Annotated in this window: 17 protein-coding genes and 1 tRNA gene; 13 read left to right on the forward strand and 5 right to left on the reverse strand. The window is 64.7% G+C overall.

The features are described 5' to 3' along the window. The first annotated feature begins 92 nt into the window (after positions 1-92). The 5 genes from AC5FRW_RS17575 (at position 93) to AC5FRW_RS17595 (ending at position 3,228) form a co-directional block, all read left to right on the forward strand. A complete protein-coding gene (locus tag AC5FRW_RS17575) occupies positions 93-452 on the forward strand; it encodes a hypothetical protein (protein ID WP_493569762.1) in 360 nt (119 codons plus the stop codon). 297 nt (positions 453-749) lie between these two features. Then, positions 750-1,244, forward strand: a complete 495-nt coding sequence (locus AC5FRW_RS17580) for a GNAT family N-acetyltransferase (RefSeq protein WP_493569763.1) — start codon at positions 750-752, stop codon at positions 1,242-1,244. Positions 1,245-1,326: 82 nt separating this feature from the next. Beyond that, positions 1,327-1,400: transfer RNA gene (locus AC5FRW_RS17585), tRNA-Phe, on the forward strand. Between the two features lie 255 nt (positions 1,401-1,655). After that, a complete protein-coding gene (locus AC5FRW_RS17590; RefSeq protein ID WP_493569798.1) occupies positions 1,656-2,081 on the forward strand; it encodes a DoxX family protein in 426 nt (141 codons plus the stop codon). Between the two features lie 181 nt (positions 2,082-2,262). Further along, positions 2,263-3,228 carry a hypothetical protein gene (locus tag AC5FRW_RS17595; protein WP_493569764.1) on the forward strand — a complete coding sequence of 322 codons (966 nt, stop codon included), beginning with the start codon at positions 2,263-2,265 and terminating at the stop codon, positions 3,226-3,228. Positions 3,229-3,342: 114 nt separating this feature from the next. Here the strand turns inward: AC5FRW_RS17595 and AC5FRW_RS17600 are convergent, their stop codons facing one another. Then, positions 3,343-3,855 (reverse strand): hypothetical protein, encoded by a 513-nt coding sequence (locus tag AC5FRW_RS17600; RefSeq protein ID WP_493569765.1) that lies wholly within the window; start codon positions 3,853-3,855, stop codon positions 3,343-3,345. A 95-nt stretch (positions 3,856-3,950) separates the two neighbouring features. Between AC5FRW_RS17600 and AC5FRW_RS17605 the strand changes: the two genes are divergently transcribed. Next, complete coding sequence (locus AC5FRW_RS17605; RefSeq protein WP_493569766.1) at positions 3,951-4,523, forward strand: mechanosensitive ion channel family protein; 573 nt, start codon at positions 3,951-3,953, stop codon at positions 4,521-4,523. A 4-nt stretch (positions 4,524-4,527) separates the two neighbouring features. Here the strand turns inward: AC5FRW_RS17605 and AC5FRW_RS17610 are convergent, their stop codons facing one another. Next, positions 4,528-5,214, reverse strand: a complete 687-nt coding sequence (locus AC5FRW_RS17610; RefSeq protein ID WP_493569767.1) for a hypothetical protein — start codon at positions 5,212-5,214, stop codon at positions 4,528-4,530. 78 nt (positions 5,215-5,292) lie between these two features. Between AC5FRW_RS17610 and AC5FRW_RS17615 the strand changes: the two genes are divergently transcribed. The 4 genes from AC5FRW_RS17615 (at position 5,293) to queC (ending at position 8,083) form a co-directional block, all read left to right on the forward strand. Further along, a complete protein-coding gene (locus AC5FRW_RS17615) occupies positions 5,293-5,742 on the forward strand; it encodes a 6-pyruvoyl trahydropterin synthase family protein (protein WP_493569768.1) in 450 nt (149 codons plus the stop codon). 1 nt (position 5,743) lies between these two features. Further along, the gene (locus AC5FRW_RS17620; RefSeq protein ID WP_493569769.1) at positions 5,744-6,526 is read left to right on the forward strand and encodes a 7-carboxy-7-deazaguanine synthase QueE; all 783 of its coding nucleotides are present in this window, start codon (positions 5,744-5,746) and stop codon (positions 6,524-6,526) included. Positions 6,527-6,639: 113 nt separating this feature from the next. Then, the gene (folE, locus tag AC5FRW_RS17625) at positions 6,640-7,272 is read left to right on the forward strand and encodes a GTP cyclohydrolase I (RefSeq protein WP_493569770.1); all 633 of its coding nucleotides are present in this window, start codon (positions 6,640-6,642) and stop codon (positions 7,270-7,272) included. Then, positions 7,265-8,083, forward strand: coding sequence for a 7-cyano-7-deazaguanine synthase QueC (gene queC / locus AC5FRW_RS17630; RefSeq protein WP_493569771.1), 819 nt, complete (start codon positions 7,265-7,267; stop codon positions 8,081-8,083). Before folE ends, queC begins: the two co-directional genes overlap by 8 nt. Here queC and AC5FRW_RS17635 read toward each other — a convergent pair. From AC5FRW_RS17635 to AC5FRW_RS17645, 3 genes are all read right to left on the reverse strand, one after another. Further along, a complete protein-coding gene (locus tag AC5FRW_RS17635; RefSeq protein ID WP_493569772.1) occupies positions 8,080-8,472 on the reverse strand; it encodes a methylglyoxal synthase in 393 nt (130 codons plus the stop codon). The genes queC and AC5FRW_RS17635 overlap by 4 nt on opposite strands. Before the next feature lie 137 nt (positions 8,473-8,609). Further along, positions 8,610-8,876 carry a HalOD1 output domain-containing protein gene (locus tag AC5FRW_RS17640; protein WP_493569773.1) on the reverse strand — a complete coding sequence of 89 codons (267 nt, stop codon included), beginning with the start codon at positions 8,874-8,876 and terminating at the stop codon, positions 8,610-8,612. Between the two features lie 271 nt (positions 8,877-9,147). After that, the gene (locus AC5FRW_RS17645) at positions 9,148-9,612 is read right to left on the reverse strand and encodes a deoxyuridine 5'-triphosphate nucleotidohydrolase (RefSeq protein ID WP_493569774.1); all 465 of its coding nucleotides are present in this window, start codon (positions 9,610-9,612) and stop codon (positions 9,148-9,150) included. A 200-nt stretch (positions 9,613-9,812) separates the two neighbouring features. On the opposite strand from AC5FRW_RS17645, the gene AC5FRW_RS17650 reads away from it, so the two are divergent. The 3 genes from AC5FRW_RS17650 to AC5FRW_RS17660 all read left to right on the forward strand — a co-directional run bounded on the left by AC5FRW_RS17650 (position 9,813) and on the right by AC5FRW_RS17660 (position 14,958). After that, positions 9,813-11,534, forward strand: a complete 1,722-nt coding sequence (locus AC5FRW_RS17650; protein ID WP_493569775.1) for a histidine kinase N-terminal 7TM domain-containing protein — start codon at positions 9,813-9,815, stop codon at positions 11,532-11,534. A 432-nt stretch (positions 11,535-11,966) separates the two neighbouring features. Next, positions 11,967-12,812 (forward strand): hypothetical protein, encoded by an 846-nt coding sequence (locus tag AC5FRW_RS17655; protein ID WP_493569776.1) that lies wholly within the window; start codon positions 11,967-11,969, stop codon positions 12,810-12,812. 169 nt (positions 12,813-12,981) lie between these two features. Beyond that, positions 12,982-14,958 (forward strand): aconitate hydratase, encoded by a 1,977-nt coding sequence (locus AC5FRW_RS17660; protein ID WP_493569777.1) that lies wholly within the window; start codon positions 12,982-12,984, stop codon positions 14,956-14,958. Positions 14,959-15,076: the final 118 nt, after the last annotated feature.

Below are 15,076 nucleotides of genomic sequence, written 5' to 3' on the forward strand. Positions count from 1 at the left end.
ACGGGCCGACGTGGCGGTGCGAAGGCTACATACTTTGGGGTGGACCGACACTTGTTTCGCGGTCACACTCCTCTCCGGAAGCACTGATCGCGATGCCCACCTACCGTCGAGATGCGGTGCTGGCGCTTTGCGTGCTGGCTGTCCTGCTCGGTGTCCTCCGGGCCGAGCGCGTGCTCTGGACGCTCGCACGGCCGACATCGGCGCTGATCGGTTTCGCGTGCGCGCTCCTCGTCGAAGGCGTCTTCCTCCGTGCCGGCACGGTCGCACGGCTCTGGGAGCGCCCGCCCGTCCAGTTTGCGAGTACGGTGGCGCTCCTCACGCTCGGTCTCTTGACGTATCTCGCCGTCGGTCCGCCGGTCCTCGCGGTGCTTTGCTGGGGCCTCGTGACCTACTTCGTCCTGCTCGCTGCCGTCCTCGTGCTGGGACAGAACCCACTCGCGGTCCTCACGTAGTCGATGGCCGAAAGAGCTTTATCGTGCCACGGGATACCACGGGTGATGATCGACGGCTCCACGTGTCCCGACTGTGGCGGGCACGTTTCGACGGCGAACGGGACAGACTACGAGTGCGACGACTGCGGTGCCGAGTACGACACTGCCGACCTTTTCCTGCCCTGATCCCGGCGACTCTCCCCGTGACGGGACGCGTCCGCTCCGCTGGCGCTTGGAATACGCAGTACTGCCCCGGTTTGCTAGACTCTCTCATGGGTGGCCGAACTACTTTCTGACCGGCCGTCGTCGGCAGACACGATGGTGACCGTCCGCCCCGCACACCAGGCCGACACAGAGGCGATCCAGCGCGTCGCACGAACGACCTGGCACGCCGCGTACGACGAGATCATCGGGTCCGACGCCGTCGACCAACAGGTCGACGAGTGGTACGCCGACGAAGCCGTCCGTGACGCCATTACCGCCGCCGACACGGTCTACCTCGTCGCCACCACCGACGATACTCCCGTTGGCTACGCTTTCGCCGGCCCGGTCGAGGACACCGACTGTGCCGGTCTCCACGCGATCTACGTCCACCCTGACCACTGGGGTGAGGGAATCGGGTCGCACCTGTTCGAGACCGTCGCCGACCGCCTCCGCGATCAGGGATTCGAACACCTCCGCATCCGCGCCCTCGCCGACAACGACCGCGCCAGAGCGTTCTACGAACGCCACGGCTTCACGCAGACCGACCGCCAACAGATCGAACTCGCGGGCGCGACCCCCGAGGAGGCCGTCTACGACGGGTCGCTCTGATACGTCCGGTGTGTCACTCTCTCTGCCCCGCCGCCTGCTTTCGAAATCCTTTTTGATACCCTCGGCTACCTCACGAATGCGCGCCGCCTTAGCTCAGACTGGGAGAGCACTCGACTGAAGATCGGGCTGTCCCCGGTTCAAATCCGGGAGGCGGCATTTCTGCTGCGCACAACGACGACGAGCGTCGCGAGTCGCCCGTGCGCAGCAGAATGGGACAACGGACGGATTTGAACGTCGGGAGTCGCAGCCGAGCGAAGCGAGGAACGTCTCCCGGTAGTTCATCCGGGAGGCGGCATTTTCCTGCGAACGAAGTGAGCAGTGAAATCGTTCACGAGCGGGAGTGACGCGAACCGTTCGAATCCAGAGGGCAACGGTGGACAGCAACTCTTTCCCCGCTCGCTCTCGAACGGTATCATAATGCAGTCCAGTCGATTTGCTAGCGCGAAGCGGCCGCTCCGGTACGTGATGGGACTGTCGTACGTCGTCGCGGGCATTCTCCACTTCGTCGCTCCGGAGACGTACGAACGGATCGTGCCGCCACAGTTCCCGCAACCGCGAACGCTCGTCACGCTTTCGGGGATCGCGGAGGTCGCACTGGGCGTCGGTGTGGTGTTCGAACGGACGCGCCGGCCGTCGGCGTGGGGACTGATCGCGCTGCTGGTGGCGGTGTTTCCCGCGAACGTCTACATGGCGACGGGTGACGATTTCGACCCGGCGGAACTCCCTGCACAGCTACGGGACCCACGCAGTGCGGCGCTGTGGGCACGATTGCCGCTGCAGGCGGTCCTCGTCGCGTGGGCGTGGTGGTACACGGGCGAGTCGTCGAGTTCGGAGTGATCGGTGCCACCGGCTGGTGAGACGAATTTTCGTAGAAACGTCTCGGATCGACTGCACACCGTCGCGTGCTCGACCGGGAATATGGCCCCAATAATCCGTCTGAGTCGTGCAGCGTCCTCGCCCGGTGTGGTGACCATCGCGAGTCACAACGTTTTCAGGTGCCATTCAGTGAGAAGAGTGCATGCTGCGGTTCGTTCGCGTCTTCGGGTACGTCGCGTTGCTCGTCACGCCGACGCTCTTGTTGGGGAGCGCGCTCGTTGCGCCGAGTCGGGTCTCCGTGGCGAGCGCCGGAATTGGCGGGGGGCTGGTCCTCGTCAGTGCCGTGACGGCGACCATCGAACGTCCGGGGACGCTTGACCGTCTCGATGCCACAGCCATCGAGCGGGACGACGTTGTCGACGCCCTCGCGGTCGTTGTCGCGGCAGGCGTCACGTACGTCCTGAGCGTTCACGCTGGTCTGGGGCCAGTCCTGGCATCGGCGCTGGTCGGCGCCGCTGGCGGTCTCGAATGGCCGGATAGGGCGGCTGGCGCATACTGTGGCTCGTTCGTTGGGATGGTCTCGCCGGCAGTGTTCCCGTCAGTCGGTCCCGTGGTCGTGGCTGGCTCGGTCGCCGGTGTGGCGTTCGTCGCGGCGACGGAGTCGTTCGGTGGGTTCGGCGGCAAGCTCGGAACGCTCGCGTTGTTCGGCTGTCTCACGACTGGTGTTATCGTGGGTGTCGAATACGTCGCAGTTACCGGGGGACAGTGGCATCGCGTCGCGCTCACGGTGCCGACGGCCGCCGGGGCTGCCGTGGTCACGACCGCGTTGAGTGGTCGCGACTCCCTCGGTCCGGTGCTCGGATCGGCGCTGGTCGGTCTCGCGGCGGGGCTGGTACTGCCGGTCGTCACACCGGCCGTTGGCGCCGATCTCGCGACCGTCGCGTTCTGTGGCTCGTTCGTCGGGATGTCGACGCGCGAGCGAGTCGGAGGCGTGCTCGGGGTGGCACTCGCTGGCGCGCTGTGTGGGCTGGTCTTCGTCGTCGTCGCGCCGGCATTCGTCGGGGCGGGCGGGAAACTCGGGACGACTGCCTTCGTCTCCTGTGTGGCGGTTGCCGGCACTGACAGGCTCGTCACTTCGCTGGGCGACCGTCTCACTGTGGCAGTGTGACTGCCACCGTCGACGAGGACCCGTCCGCTGGATCGATTGGGTTCCGAAGTGATCGTGGCGTGATCGTGCGCCTGTTCGGTTCGCATGTCCGTCAGCGTGCTCGGGTAGCCGTCGTCAGTAGTCCCGAACGGCCACGACGATGCCGGCGGTCTGGCCGATCCCGGCGATGGCGAGACCGGCGACGAGTCCGGCCGCACCGACCGCGAGCGCCGGGGACACGGCGTAGACGCCCGCACCGAGGACGCTGAGCGCCCCACCGATGGTGTAGACGCGAGGTGAGCGCTCGACGTGCTGTCCGGTGTAGGCCAGTCCGGCCGCGGGGACGAGCAGCCAGCCGACGACCGTGAGCCACAGCAACGCCGTCGCGGGCGGGGTCTGGAGCAGGCCCGCCGTCCCGACGAGTGTGAGCACGAAGCCGGCGAGAATGACGAGTTTCCACGCGCGCAACACGCCACTGCGCATGTCTGCCCACGAGAGAGCCACGAAGGCAAGCAAGAGTACGTCCATCACGATGTGGGCGATCAGGACGGTTCGAACAGCCAGCACGTCGAGGTGGGCCGCGATCGCGAACGTCCACGCCAGTGGGACGAGAGCGACGGGACCGTTCTCGCGGAGACGACGGAGCATAGGCTTCTCAAAGAGAGCGATCCGCAAGAACGTGGTGCCCATGCGGGAGCAGTAGTGCCCCGAACTTCTTTGAAACGGGCGATGAACACGACGGTATGTTGCAAGCGACGCCACAGGCCAGTCCGACCAGCGTCTCGGCGGTACTCGACGAGTTCGTCGGCGGCATGCTGATGGCCCTCCCGAACGTGCTGTCGGGGATCGTCTTTCTCGTTCTCGCGTACGTCGCGATCAAACTCGTCCTCTCGGTCGTCCGGGTCGTGTTCGACCGTCTCTACACCGACGAACAGGCGTTGATCGTCGATCTGGTAGTCACCGTCGTCGGGGTCTTCCTGTGGTTCGGGGCGATCCTCGGCGTGTTGAAGATCGTCGGACTGGGCGATATCGCGGCCAGTCTGGGGACGGCGAGTGGGTTCATCGGGCTGGGTGTCGCCTTCGCGCTCAAGGAGATGATCGCCGACACCGTCGCCGGCGTCTACTTACTGCAGGACGACGACTTCTCGGCAGGCGACCGCGTCGAGACAGCGTCGGTCACCGGCCGGCTCGTGCGTATCGACCTTCGGAAGACCCGAATCGAGACCGACGACGGGGATCTCGTCGTCGTCGCGAACCGGGACGTCGAGAAGCGCTGGACGCGCCACGATCACGTGCCGTCGAGTGGCACCGACTGATCGATCACTCGAAGCGTCGCCGGGCGTCCTGTTTCGCGCGGTCGATGACTCGCCCCTGGGCGTGGGTCATCGCACGCATCGCCTCGTCGGTGTAGTCGACGGTGATCGAGGGCAGCGCCCGCGCCAGCCCACCCAGCAGGTCGCCCGGGTCGATCCTGATCGTCAGTTCGTAGGCCTCTGGCTGTGCGTGTAGCGGGTCGGTAAAGGTGAAGTGAGCGTCGATCAGGTCGGTCGTGCCGGACCAGTCGTAGGCCATCGCGGCGGCGGCCCACAGCGAGTCGGCGTCGGCGGCCACCAGTGGGGCGATGGCGTCGCCCATGGCGCGCTGGCGGGCCAGCAGCGTCTCCCGGAGTCGTTCGCGCCGGTCGGCGCCCAGATCCGCTCGCACAGCGTCCCAGTAGAGGTCTCGGGCGATGATCTCGTCGGCGAAGGCATCGAAGCCGGCGTCGCTCTCTGCGTAGTCGAGGACGGTCTCGAACTGGTGGAGGATCGCGTCCCGGTACTCCCGCAGTTCCGGCTGGACGATCTTTCGGTCGACCAGATCGCTGTTCGAGAGCAGTCGGTCGATCACTTTGCCTCTGGGACCGCCGTCGCTCCCGAGCGCTCGCGAGACCTGAAACTCGTCGCTGGTGATACTGGCGAGTCCGTTGACGTACCGTTCGAACCCATCCCTGACGGCAGCGCGTGTCACACCAGTCAATGAGGACTGTACTGTCCTATCGCTTTCGCCGGTCGGTCGACTTAAGTACTCGTGCTATAATCTCTGGGTATGGTTGAGCGAATATCTCGGTCGGACCCGATCGCCGACGCGGGCGAGCGCGAACTCGTCGTCGGCGGCGATCGGCCGATCCGAATCAGTGCCGGCCACCGGATCATGCACCACGAGGGCAAGTGTAGCCGGCCACACGGCCACAACTACGAGATCACGGTCCGGGTCGCTGGCGATCTCACCGAGGAGGGATGGGTCGTCGACAAGGGCGACGTGACCGCCGCTATCGACGACTGGGACCACCGCTTCCTCGTCGAGGACGGCGACCCGCTGATCGAGGCGTTCGAGGAGAGCGGGGACGCCGACGCGCTGGTCGTGCTCGACGCCCCGCCGACCGCGGAAGTCATGGCCGTCCTGCTGGAACAGCGCCTGCTGGCATCGCTGCCAGACACCGTCACGGACGTGGACGCGACCGTCCGCGAGACGAGCGAACTCGCCGCGGGGCCGTAGTATGCCGGTCAACGCCGACCCGGGTACCGGGGCAATCGAGGGTGCCGACGACCGCCCGGACGCCGACGCATTGCCGATCAACGAGCTGTTCTACTCGCTGCAGGGTGAGGGAACACTCGCTGGCGTCTCGTCGGTGTTCGTCCGCACGAGCGGCTGTAACCTTCGCTGCTGGTTCTGTGACTCCTACCACACGTCGTGGGAACCGAGTCACGCGTGGCTCGGTGTCGACGAGATCGTCGCCGAGATCGAGAGCTACGACGCCGACCACGTCGTGCTGACCGGCGGCGAGCCACTCATGCACGAGGAAAGCGTCGCGCTGCTCGAACGACTCGACGAGCGGGGCTACCACACCACCGTCGAGACCAACGGCACCATCGCCGTCGACGCGCCGATCGATCTGGCGAGTATCAGCCCCAAACTGGCCTCCAGCACGCCGACCGCCGAACGCGATCCGAAGGGCGACGGCGAGTGGGCCGACCGTCACGAGGAGCGCCGCCTCGACGACGAGGCGCTGGCGACGCTCGTGGATCGGTATCAGAGTCAGCTGAAGTTCGTCGTCACAGGTCCTGACGATCTACCAGAGGTCGAGGAGCTGATCGAGCGCCTGCGCGACCGGACCGAGACGACGATCGACGACGCCGACGTGCTGTTGATGCCAGAGGGACAGACCCGCGAGCAACTGGACGAGACCCGCGAGGTCGTCGCCGACCTCGCCATGGAGTATGGCTATCGATACACGCCGCGGCTCCACGTCGACCTGTGGAACGACGCCCCGGGGACCTGATCACATGACATCTTCGACGATGATCGACCGGATGACGACCTGCCAGAGGATAGATTCGACGATGACGACACGATGATCGACGACACGATGACGACACGACGACAGATCCGACGATGACCGACGAAACAACGATCGGCGAGCCGGCGGGCGACACGGACGCGACGACTGGGCCGCCGGTGGGCCACGACGACAGTATCGACTGGGAGAAAGCACAGGAAGGGACGCGCCTCCTGCTGGAAGCGATCGGTGAGGATCCCGAAGCCGACGGGCTGGAAGCCACCTGGCAGCGCCGGGTGCCCGACGTGTTCGAGACGTTCAGCGAGGCCTACCGCGAGACGGACAAGCCGACGATGCGGACCTTCGAGAGCGACCAAGAGGGACTGGTCGTCAAGACCGGTATCCCCGTCTACAGCCTCTGCGAGCATCATCTGCTCCCCTACCACGGGACCGCACACGTCGCCTACCGGCCCGACGAGACCGTGATCGGTCTCTCGAAGCTCGTGCGGTACGTCCGCTGGCGCGCCCGTCAGCCCTCGATGCAGGAGCAACTGACTCAGGAGATCGCCGACGGACTGGCCGCCGAACTCGACGCCGGGGCCGTGCTGGTCGAGATCGAGGCGACCCACATGTGCGAGGCGATGCGCGGTATCGAGACCGCGACCACGACCACCACCAGATCGGTCGTCGGGACACCCACCGCCCCCGAACGCGACCGATTCACCGACGCGATCACCAACCATGAGTGAGGAGCAATCCACGACCGGCGACACGCCCAGTGGCGACGACCGATCGACTGCCAGCGGCCCGTCGACCGACGATCCACAGACGACGGACGACCCCTCGTCGACTGACGCCGCACCCACGGCCGACGACAGCGCCGTGATACTCGTTTCGGGCGGGATGGACAGCGCGACCGCGGCCTACGAAGCCATCGAACGAGGCTACGACGACCTGTATCTCCTCCATACGAGCTACGGGCAGGCCACCGAGGATACCGAGTTCGAGTGTGCCGAGGCACTGGCCGACCACGTCGATGCCGCGGACTTCCTCCACGTCGAGACCGAGCACCTCGCTGCTATCGGCGCGTCGTCGCTGACCGACGACGAGATGGCCGTCGCCGACGCCGATCTGGACAGCGACGAGGTCCCGACCTCCTACGTTCCCTTCAGGAACGCCAACCTCCTGTCGATGGCCGTCTCCTACGCCGAAGCCAACGACTGCGGGGCCGTCTTCATCGGTGCCCACTCCGAGGACTTCTCGGGCTACCCCGACTGTCGGCCCGCCTTCTTCGACGCCTTCCAGCAGGTGATCGACGTGGGAACGAAACCCGACACCGAGATCGAACTGGTCGCGCCATTCGTCGAGTGGGCAAAGACCGACATCGCCGAGCGCGGACTGGAACTCGGCGTGCCCTACGAGGACACGTGGAGTTGCTACCGCGACGCGCCGCCCGCCTGCGGGACGTGTGACGCCTGTGCGTTCCGCCTGCAAGCGTTCCAGAATCTCGGCGAACGCGACCCCATCGAGTACGCCGAACGGCCCGACTACACCGACTAATCCGATACCGGGAAGTCGATGTCGTCGGCCAGTCCGTTCAGCAGGTACTCGGCGCCGGTCCGGGTCGTCGCCAGCGGCACGTCGTGGACGTCACAGATCCGCAGGAGCGCAGAGATGTCCGGCTCGTGGGGCTGGGCGGTCAGCGGATCGCGCAGGAAGACGATCCCGTCGAGGCGACCCTCGACGGCCTCGGTGCCGATCTGCGTGTCGCCGCCCAGTGGCCCGGACTCCTTGCGGTCGACCGTCAGCGTGGTCTCCTCCATGATGCGCTTGCCGGTCGTTCCTGTGCCGACGATGTCGAACTGTTGCAGGAGCGACTCGTAGGTCTGTGCGAGGTCGATGATGTCGGGCTTTTTCTCGTCGTGTGCGATGAGTGCGACGCGTGTCATGCCTGTCGATGCACGCCGCTTGGACAAAGGTGGTCTGGTCGCTCTGGCGCGCCCCTCATACGGACGGTTGTCGTTGCGTCCCGGTGAGCGTCGCCATGGGGGAGACGCTCACGGGTATATCGCTACAACCGTCCGTATCACTCGTCGACGCGCACGTCGCCGTCGCTGGTGACGGTCACGTCGTGGCCTTCGACGGTGAAAGTCACCGACGGCTCGGTGCCGTCGAGGACCGCTCTGAGCGCCCCGCGGTCGACGTAGCTCGACAGCTCACCGATCGCAGACTGCGTCACGTCGCCGGTTTCGACCAGCGCCTCGACGATCACGTCGCGTGCCGGTGCTGGACTGACCCACTCGTCCCCCTCTTCCCCCTGCATCATGTACACTGTCCCGTCGTCCGAATGCATACGTACACATTGAACACTGTCGTATATAACCGGCTACGGGCGGTTTCAGATCCTGAAGTAACCGTTCACGTCGGGACTACCGATGGCCTGTCGAACGGAAAGTGGGTCGGACGCAGGCAGCGCGTCACGACCCTGTGACCAGACTGACGAATCCTGGCAGCGGTCCGCGCTCGCTCTGTACGGTATACGGATGCTGCCCTGGCATCACCTCCGAAGTGATGCACCTGTATGGTACTCGGACGCACACCATAGTTCTTTCGCACAGGCAGGCTCAATCGAGGTTCTCGTACTGATAGTCGCCCTCGTACGTCTCCTCGTGGGCGGCCTCGGTCAGGACAAACTGTGCGATGCGGGCACCGGTCTCCAGTTCGATCGTGTGGTGGACCTCCAGCAGCCCCTCGCCACGGCCCTCGTAGCCGGCGTCCCAGACGGCCGTATCGAGCATACAGGAGTTGCGCAGCAACGAGGACCGCGGGTAGACGAATCCGACGTGGCCCTCCGGGACGGCGACGCGCTCGCCGTACTCGACGATGTATGCGCCCGGTTCGAGTCGATAGATGCCGTTGTCGGGTGACAGTTCGGTTCGCTCGCCGACGGTCTTGTCACCGCGCTCGATCCGACCGGGTTCGACCTGTTCGAACACCGATCCGAGTGTCAGATCGACGCCGTTTGGCTGGACCTGCTCGGCTCGCAGATCACCGAGGGCCTCGGCGACGAACCGTCCGCTCTTGTACATATGACATCGATTCGGGAGCATGATAAAGAGCCTTCTCAGTTCCGTGTGGCCCCGCTCCGTCCGGCGACAGCCGTCGTGACAGGGTGATCCCTTGGTCTCCGGCGAGAGGTCCGACGTTGCGGGGCAGATCGGCAGTATCAAATTTCGAATTCCGTGCCCAAGCCTATTATTTCCGCGTCCGAATCACTACCCGTTCTGCTATGTTGAACACGTCCGCGGTCGCTGGGTTCCTGTTGTTTACTGCTTCGCTGACCGCGGGGCTCGCAGTGCTGGCGTTCAGATACCGCTCTGAGCCAGGTGCCGATTGGTTCACCGGCGTAGCAGCGATCAGCGCACTCCTCATCGTCATGGATACACTCCAGTTAGTCGGGAGTCCGTGGCTCGTGTTGTTCGTCGTCGAATGGGCCGGGACGGTGCTGTACATTACGGTCCCGGTCGTCTGGTTCTGTTTCATCCTCTCGTATGTCGGCTACGGTGAACTCCTGACGCGGAGGCGAACGCTACTGTTGTTCTCGGTGCCGATCGTATCGACCCTGTCGCTTGTCGCGATGGAGTACAACGATCTGTACTGGACGTTCGAGGTCAGCAGACAGGCGGGCCGTGTCGCGTTCGTCACTGACCCGGGGCCGCTCGCTTTCCTCGCGTTGCTGTACAGCTATACGCTGTTTATTGTCGGCCTCGCCCTCGTCCTCGGAATGCTTCGCAGAGGGGGATCGCTGTTCTCGGGGCAAGTCGTCTGGATACTTATCGGGACGGTCGCGCCGATGGCCGGCGGGCTGTTGACCGCGTTTGGCCCGGATCTCGAACGGGTGCTCCCGCCGTTTCCGATCGGCTTGTCGGTGTTCACGCTTGCCTTCGGGTACGGACTGTTCCGACATCGCATCCTCGATCTCACACCGGCGACACGCAACCTCGGAACGACGGCCGCAGTCCAGAGCCTCAGCGAAGGTATCATCGTGCTGAAGACGGACGGGACAGTCGTCTCGATCAACGACGGTGCCTGTCGACTGTTCGATTGTGACCGCGGGTCGGTCCTCGGAGCGCCGGTAGACGACGTACACCCGGAGCTCCGGGGGGTAGAGGACCAGCCCCAGCCCGTGAATATCGCCTGTGGCGGGAACAGCCTGGAGGTGACGACATCGGCTGTCGAAGGAGTCCGGGACCGTGTGATCGGGCGGGCAGTCGTGGTTCGTGACGTGACCGCCCAGCGGGACCGCAAACAGCGACTCTCGGTACTCAATAGAGTGTTACGGCACAACCTTCGCAACGACATGACTGTCGTGCAGGCGTCTGCGAGGGCGATCTTCGAGGAGGGATCGCCGGAGATGGCAGACCACGCGGACAAGATCCTGCGCAAAACCGACGAACTCGTCGCACAGGCCCAAAAGGCCCAGCAGATCGAGACCCACTTCAGCGAGGCCGATCCTCCGATGGAGACGGTGCCCGTGGACGCGTTCTTCGAACGTCTCGTCGAGAACGTTCGGTCCGAGACGGAAGCGGTGCCGGTCGAGGTCGACGTACCGGACGGTGCTGTTGTCACGGTCGATACGACGACGCTCGGACTGGTCACGTCGACACTGCTGGAGAACGCGATCAAGCACGGCAGATCCGACACAGAGGATGCGACGGACGCGGGGCCAGCGGTCCGTCTCTCGACCACGGTCGACGAGGAGACGCTCTCGATCAGGATCGCCGACGACGGTCCCGGCATCCCACGGAACGAGTACGCGGTACTCGACCAGCCGGAGGAAACGGCTCTCGACCACGGTAGCGGTATCGGTCTCTGGCTCGCGAAGTGGGGGGCCGACCGTCTGAACGGTGACATTTCCTTTCGGATCGACGACGGCACTGTGGTCACGTTGACGGTTCCAATCGTAGCTGGTGACGACCCTCACACAGCCCAACAGGCCGACCAGCAATGACCCACACACAGCGCAAAGCCATTCCACGTCGCGTCTCCTCGACGAGACCTCCATCGGGATCACTGTGGCGCGGCAACCATTCACTATTGTTAATTGAATAAATTATATATAGTGGCAGCGTAAGATGACATCTGTAGTATGTCAGAGATGCGCAACCACAAGGCGGCAGAACCGGCATTCATCAACGACCTCGAACGGCGCATGGACGACGAGGACGAGTTCGTCGCGTCCCTCGGCATGTGGGGCTAGGCAGCGAACCTCTCCCACGGGCTAGCGAACTATCGACACGAACGATTCTTTTTCTGACCCGTTCACTGTCGAATTGGCGGCGTCGGAACCCTGTGTGAGACGGGAAAGGCTCTGACCGGAGCGACAGCGACGACCCGGCTGGCACCAACACACTCATACCTGTGGTGGCGGTACCTCGGCCCGATGCGCGGGTGGCCGTCCGATTTGAGCCCCGAGCAAGAGCAGGCCCTAGAGACCGCTGGTCAGCGCGTGCGCAGACGCGCGCTTGAGCGCTGTGAAGCGATACTGACGACGTACGAGGAGACGGAGGCCGCGCAGTTCGTGTACGACCGCGCGTTCACGCCGAACGACCTCTTTCCGAAGCGCCAGCGCAGGCCCAAAACCGACAGCGCGCTCCTAACCGAGCAGGTGTACCGGGAGTTCGGAACCGACGAGTCGACACTGGACGCGCTGCTCGACCTCTCTATCCTGTCTCAGGAGTACTACGATATCCTCGACGACGCCGTCGACGGCGACGTGGCTTCGGACCGAGACGACGAGGCGATCCTGACGAGCCAGTTGCTGCTCCCCCGGATTCACGAGCGACTCGCTGCGATCCACCCCGAAGCGTCGACCTTCTGGGCCCAGCGAATCGAGCGCCTCGTGACGGCCCCACAGCTCGAACGGACCACCGAACCGTCGGCCGAGACCTACCGTGCGCTGCTCGACCGCCAATCGAACCTCTACGGTGCCCTGACCGGGCTCGCAGCGCTGGCAGCAGATGCAGACGACGGGGCCGTCGACGATGCGGCACGGCTCGGGCGGACGATCTACAAGCACGATCACTTCGTCCACGACCGATTGCAGTTCGACGACGGCCGACGCGAGCGATGGAACGCCGTAGCGCTGCTGTCCGAAGACGAAATCGCCGACCAGCTCCGAACGTGGCGCGAGACTGTCGAAGAGATCACGGCCTCGTTCGACGACGAGCGAGCGACGATCGTCCGCGGTCTGGTCGCACTGGATATCGATGCCTGGCGGCGCCAGTGATACGGACGGTTGTAGCGCTGTACCGGTGAGCGTCTCCCCCATTACGGCGCTCACTGTGACGCAACGACAACCGTCCGTATGAGTGCCTGGACTCGCGACACGGGTCGGGAGCGCGGTTCAGCTTCGATACACTGGATTTATAGGCGCGCGCCGTCGACCAACAGACGTTATGGGACAGACGCTCACGGAGAAAATCCTCGACGATCACCTCGTCGAAGGCGAGCTGACGCCTGGCGAGGAGATCGGTATCGAGATCGACCAGGTCCTGACACAGGACACGACCGGGACGCTCGTGTGGCTCCAGTTCGAAGCACTGGGCCTCGAAGAGGTCCAGACGGAACTGGCCGCACAGTACTGCGACCACCAGACCTACCAGTTCGACTTCAAGAACACGGACGACCACCGCTTCCTGCGTTCTGCAGCCGGCACCTTCGGCGCACACTTCTCGCGCCCGGGCAACGGTATCTGTCACAACGTCCACAAGGAGAACTTCGCCGCGCCCGGCAAGACGATGCTGGGATCGGACTCCCACACCCCGACCCCCGGTGGCCTCGGTGAACTCGCCATCGGTTCGGGTGGCCTCGACGTTGCCGTCGCCATGGGTGGCGGCGCGTACTACGTCGACATGCCCGAAGTCGTCAACGTCCGCCTCGAAGGCGAACTGCCCGAGTGGGCGACCGCCAAGGACGTCATCCTCGAACTGCTCCGTCGCCTCTCGGTCAAGGGCGGCGTTGGCAAGGTGCTCGAATACACCGGTCCCGGTGTCGAGACCCTGACCGTCCCCGAGCGGACGACGATCACCAACATGGGCACCGAACTCGGTGCGACCACGTCGATCTTCCCGACCGACGAGAACACGAAGGACTACCTCTCTCGCGTCGGCCGCGAGGAGGAGTACGTCGAGCTGCAGCCCGACGAGGACGCCGAGTACGCCGACGAGATCGTCGTCGATCTCTCGGATCTGGAACCACTCATCGCACAGCCGTCCATGCCCGACGACGTCGTTCCCGTCGAGGAAGTCGAGGGCGTCGACGTCGAGCAGGTCATGATCGGCTCCTGTACGAACGGTGCCTACGAGGACATCCTCCCGGCAGCGAAGATGCTCGAAGGCCGCAACGTCGACAAGAAAACGGAGATGATCGTCGCACCCGGTTCGAAGGTCGCATCCGAGATGCTGGCCCGTCAGGGCTGGACCGCCGAGATGATGGCCGCCGGTGTCAACTTCTCTGAAGCGACGTGTGGTGCCTGTATCGGCATCGGTCACGTCCCGGCCTCCGATTCGGTCTCGCTGCGAACCTTCAACCGCAACTTCGAGGGTCGCTCCGGGATCGAGGACGACTCGGTCTACCTCTGTTCGCCCGAGGTCGCCACCGCGGCGGCACTCGCCGGCGAAATCGTCGACCCGCGCAACCTCGCCGAGGAACTGGGCGACCTCGAAGCGCCCGGCATCGAACTCCCCGACCAGTACATCGAGAACTCCGAGTCCGACCTCATCGCTCCCGACGAGGCCGTCGACGACGAGCTCATCAAGGGCCCCAACATCGGCGACGTGCCACTGAAGGACCCGCTCGGGCCGGACATCAAGGGTGAGACGCTCCTCAAGATGGAGGACAACATCACCACCGACCACATCATCCCGGCGACGGCGGACATCCTCAAGTTCCGCTCGAACATCGACAAGCTGAGCGACTTCACGCTCTCGCGAGTCGACGACACCTTCGCCCAGCGCGCCAAGGACAACGACGGCGGCGTTCTCGTTGCTGGCGAGAACTACGGTCAGGGTTCATCGCGCGAACACGCGGCCCTGTGCCCGATGTACCTCGGTATCGACGCCGTCCTCGCACAGAGCTTCGCCCGCATCCACAAGGCGAACCTGTTCAACTTCGGCATCGTCCCGCTGGAGATCGACGAGGAGACCTACGCCCAGATCGACCAGGGCGACGAGATCGAGATCGTCACCGACGTGGCCGAGGCAGTCGCGTCCGGTGAGGAAGAGTTCACGATCCGCGTCAACGACGACTGGGAGGCCACCGCGGCGCTGGACGCCTCCGAGCGTGAACGCCGGTTCCTCGCCGACGGTGGGAAACTCTCCCACACGAAACAGCAGCACGATAGCGACAGCGGCGCTGCACCCGCAGACGACTAACGGGAGACCCCTCGCTGCGCTTTTCTTTCGACGACTGGCTAGCTGCTGGAACGTCGGTATCCGTCGATCGCGAGAGATGTGTCGTCCCCGCCCGTTTCGACAGCGGTCGGGACATCGA

The organism is Halomicrobium sp. HArcht3-1, assembly GCF_058933345.1.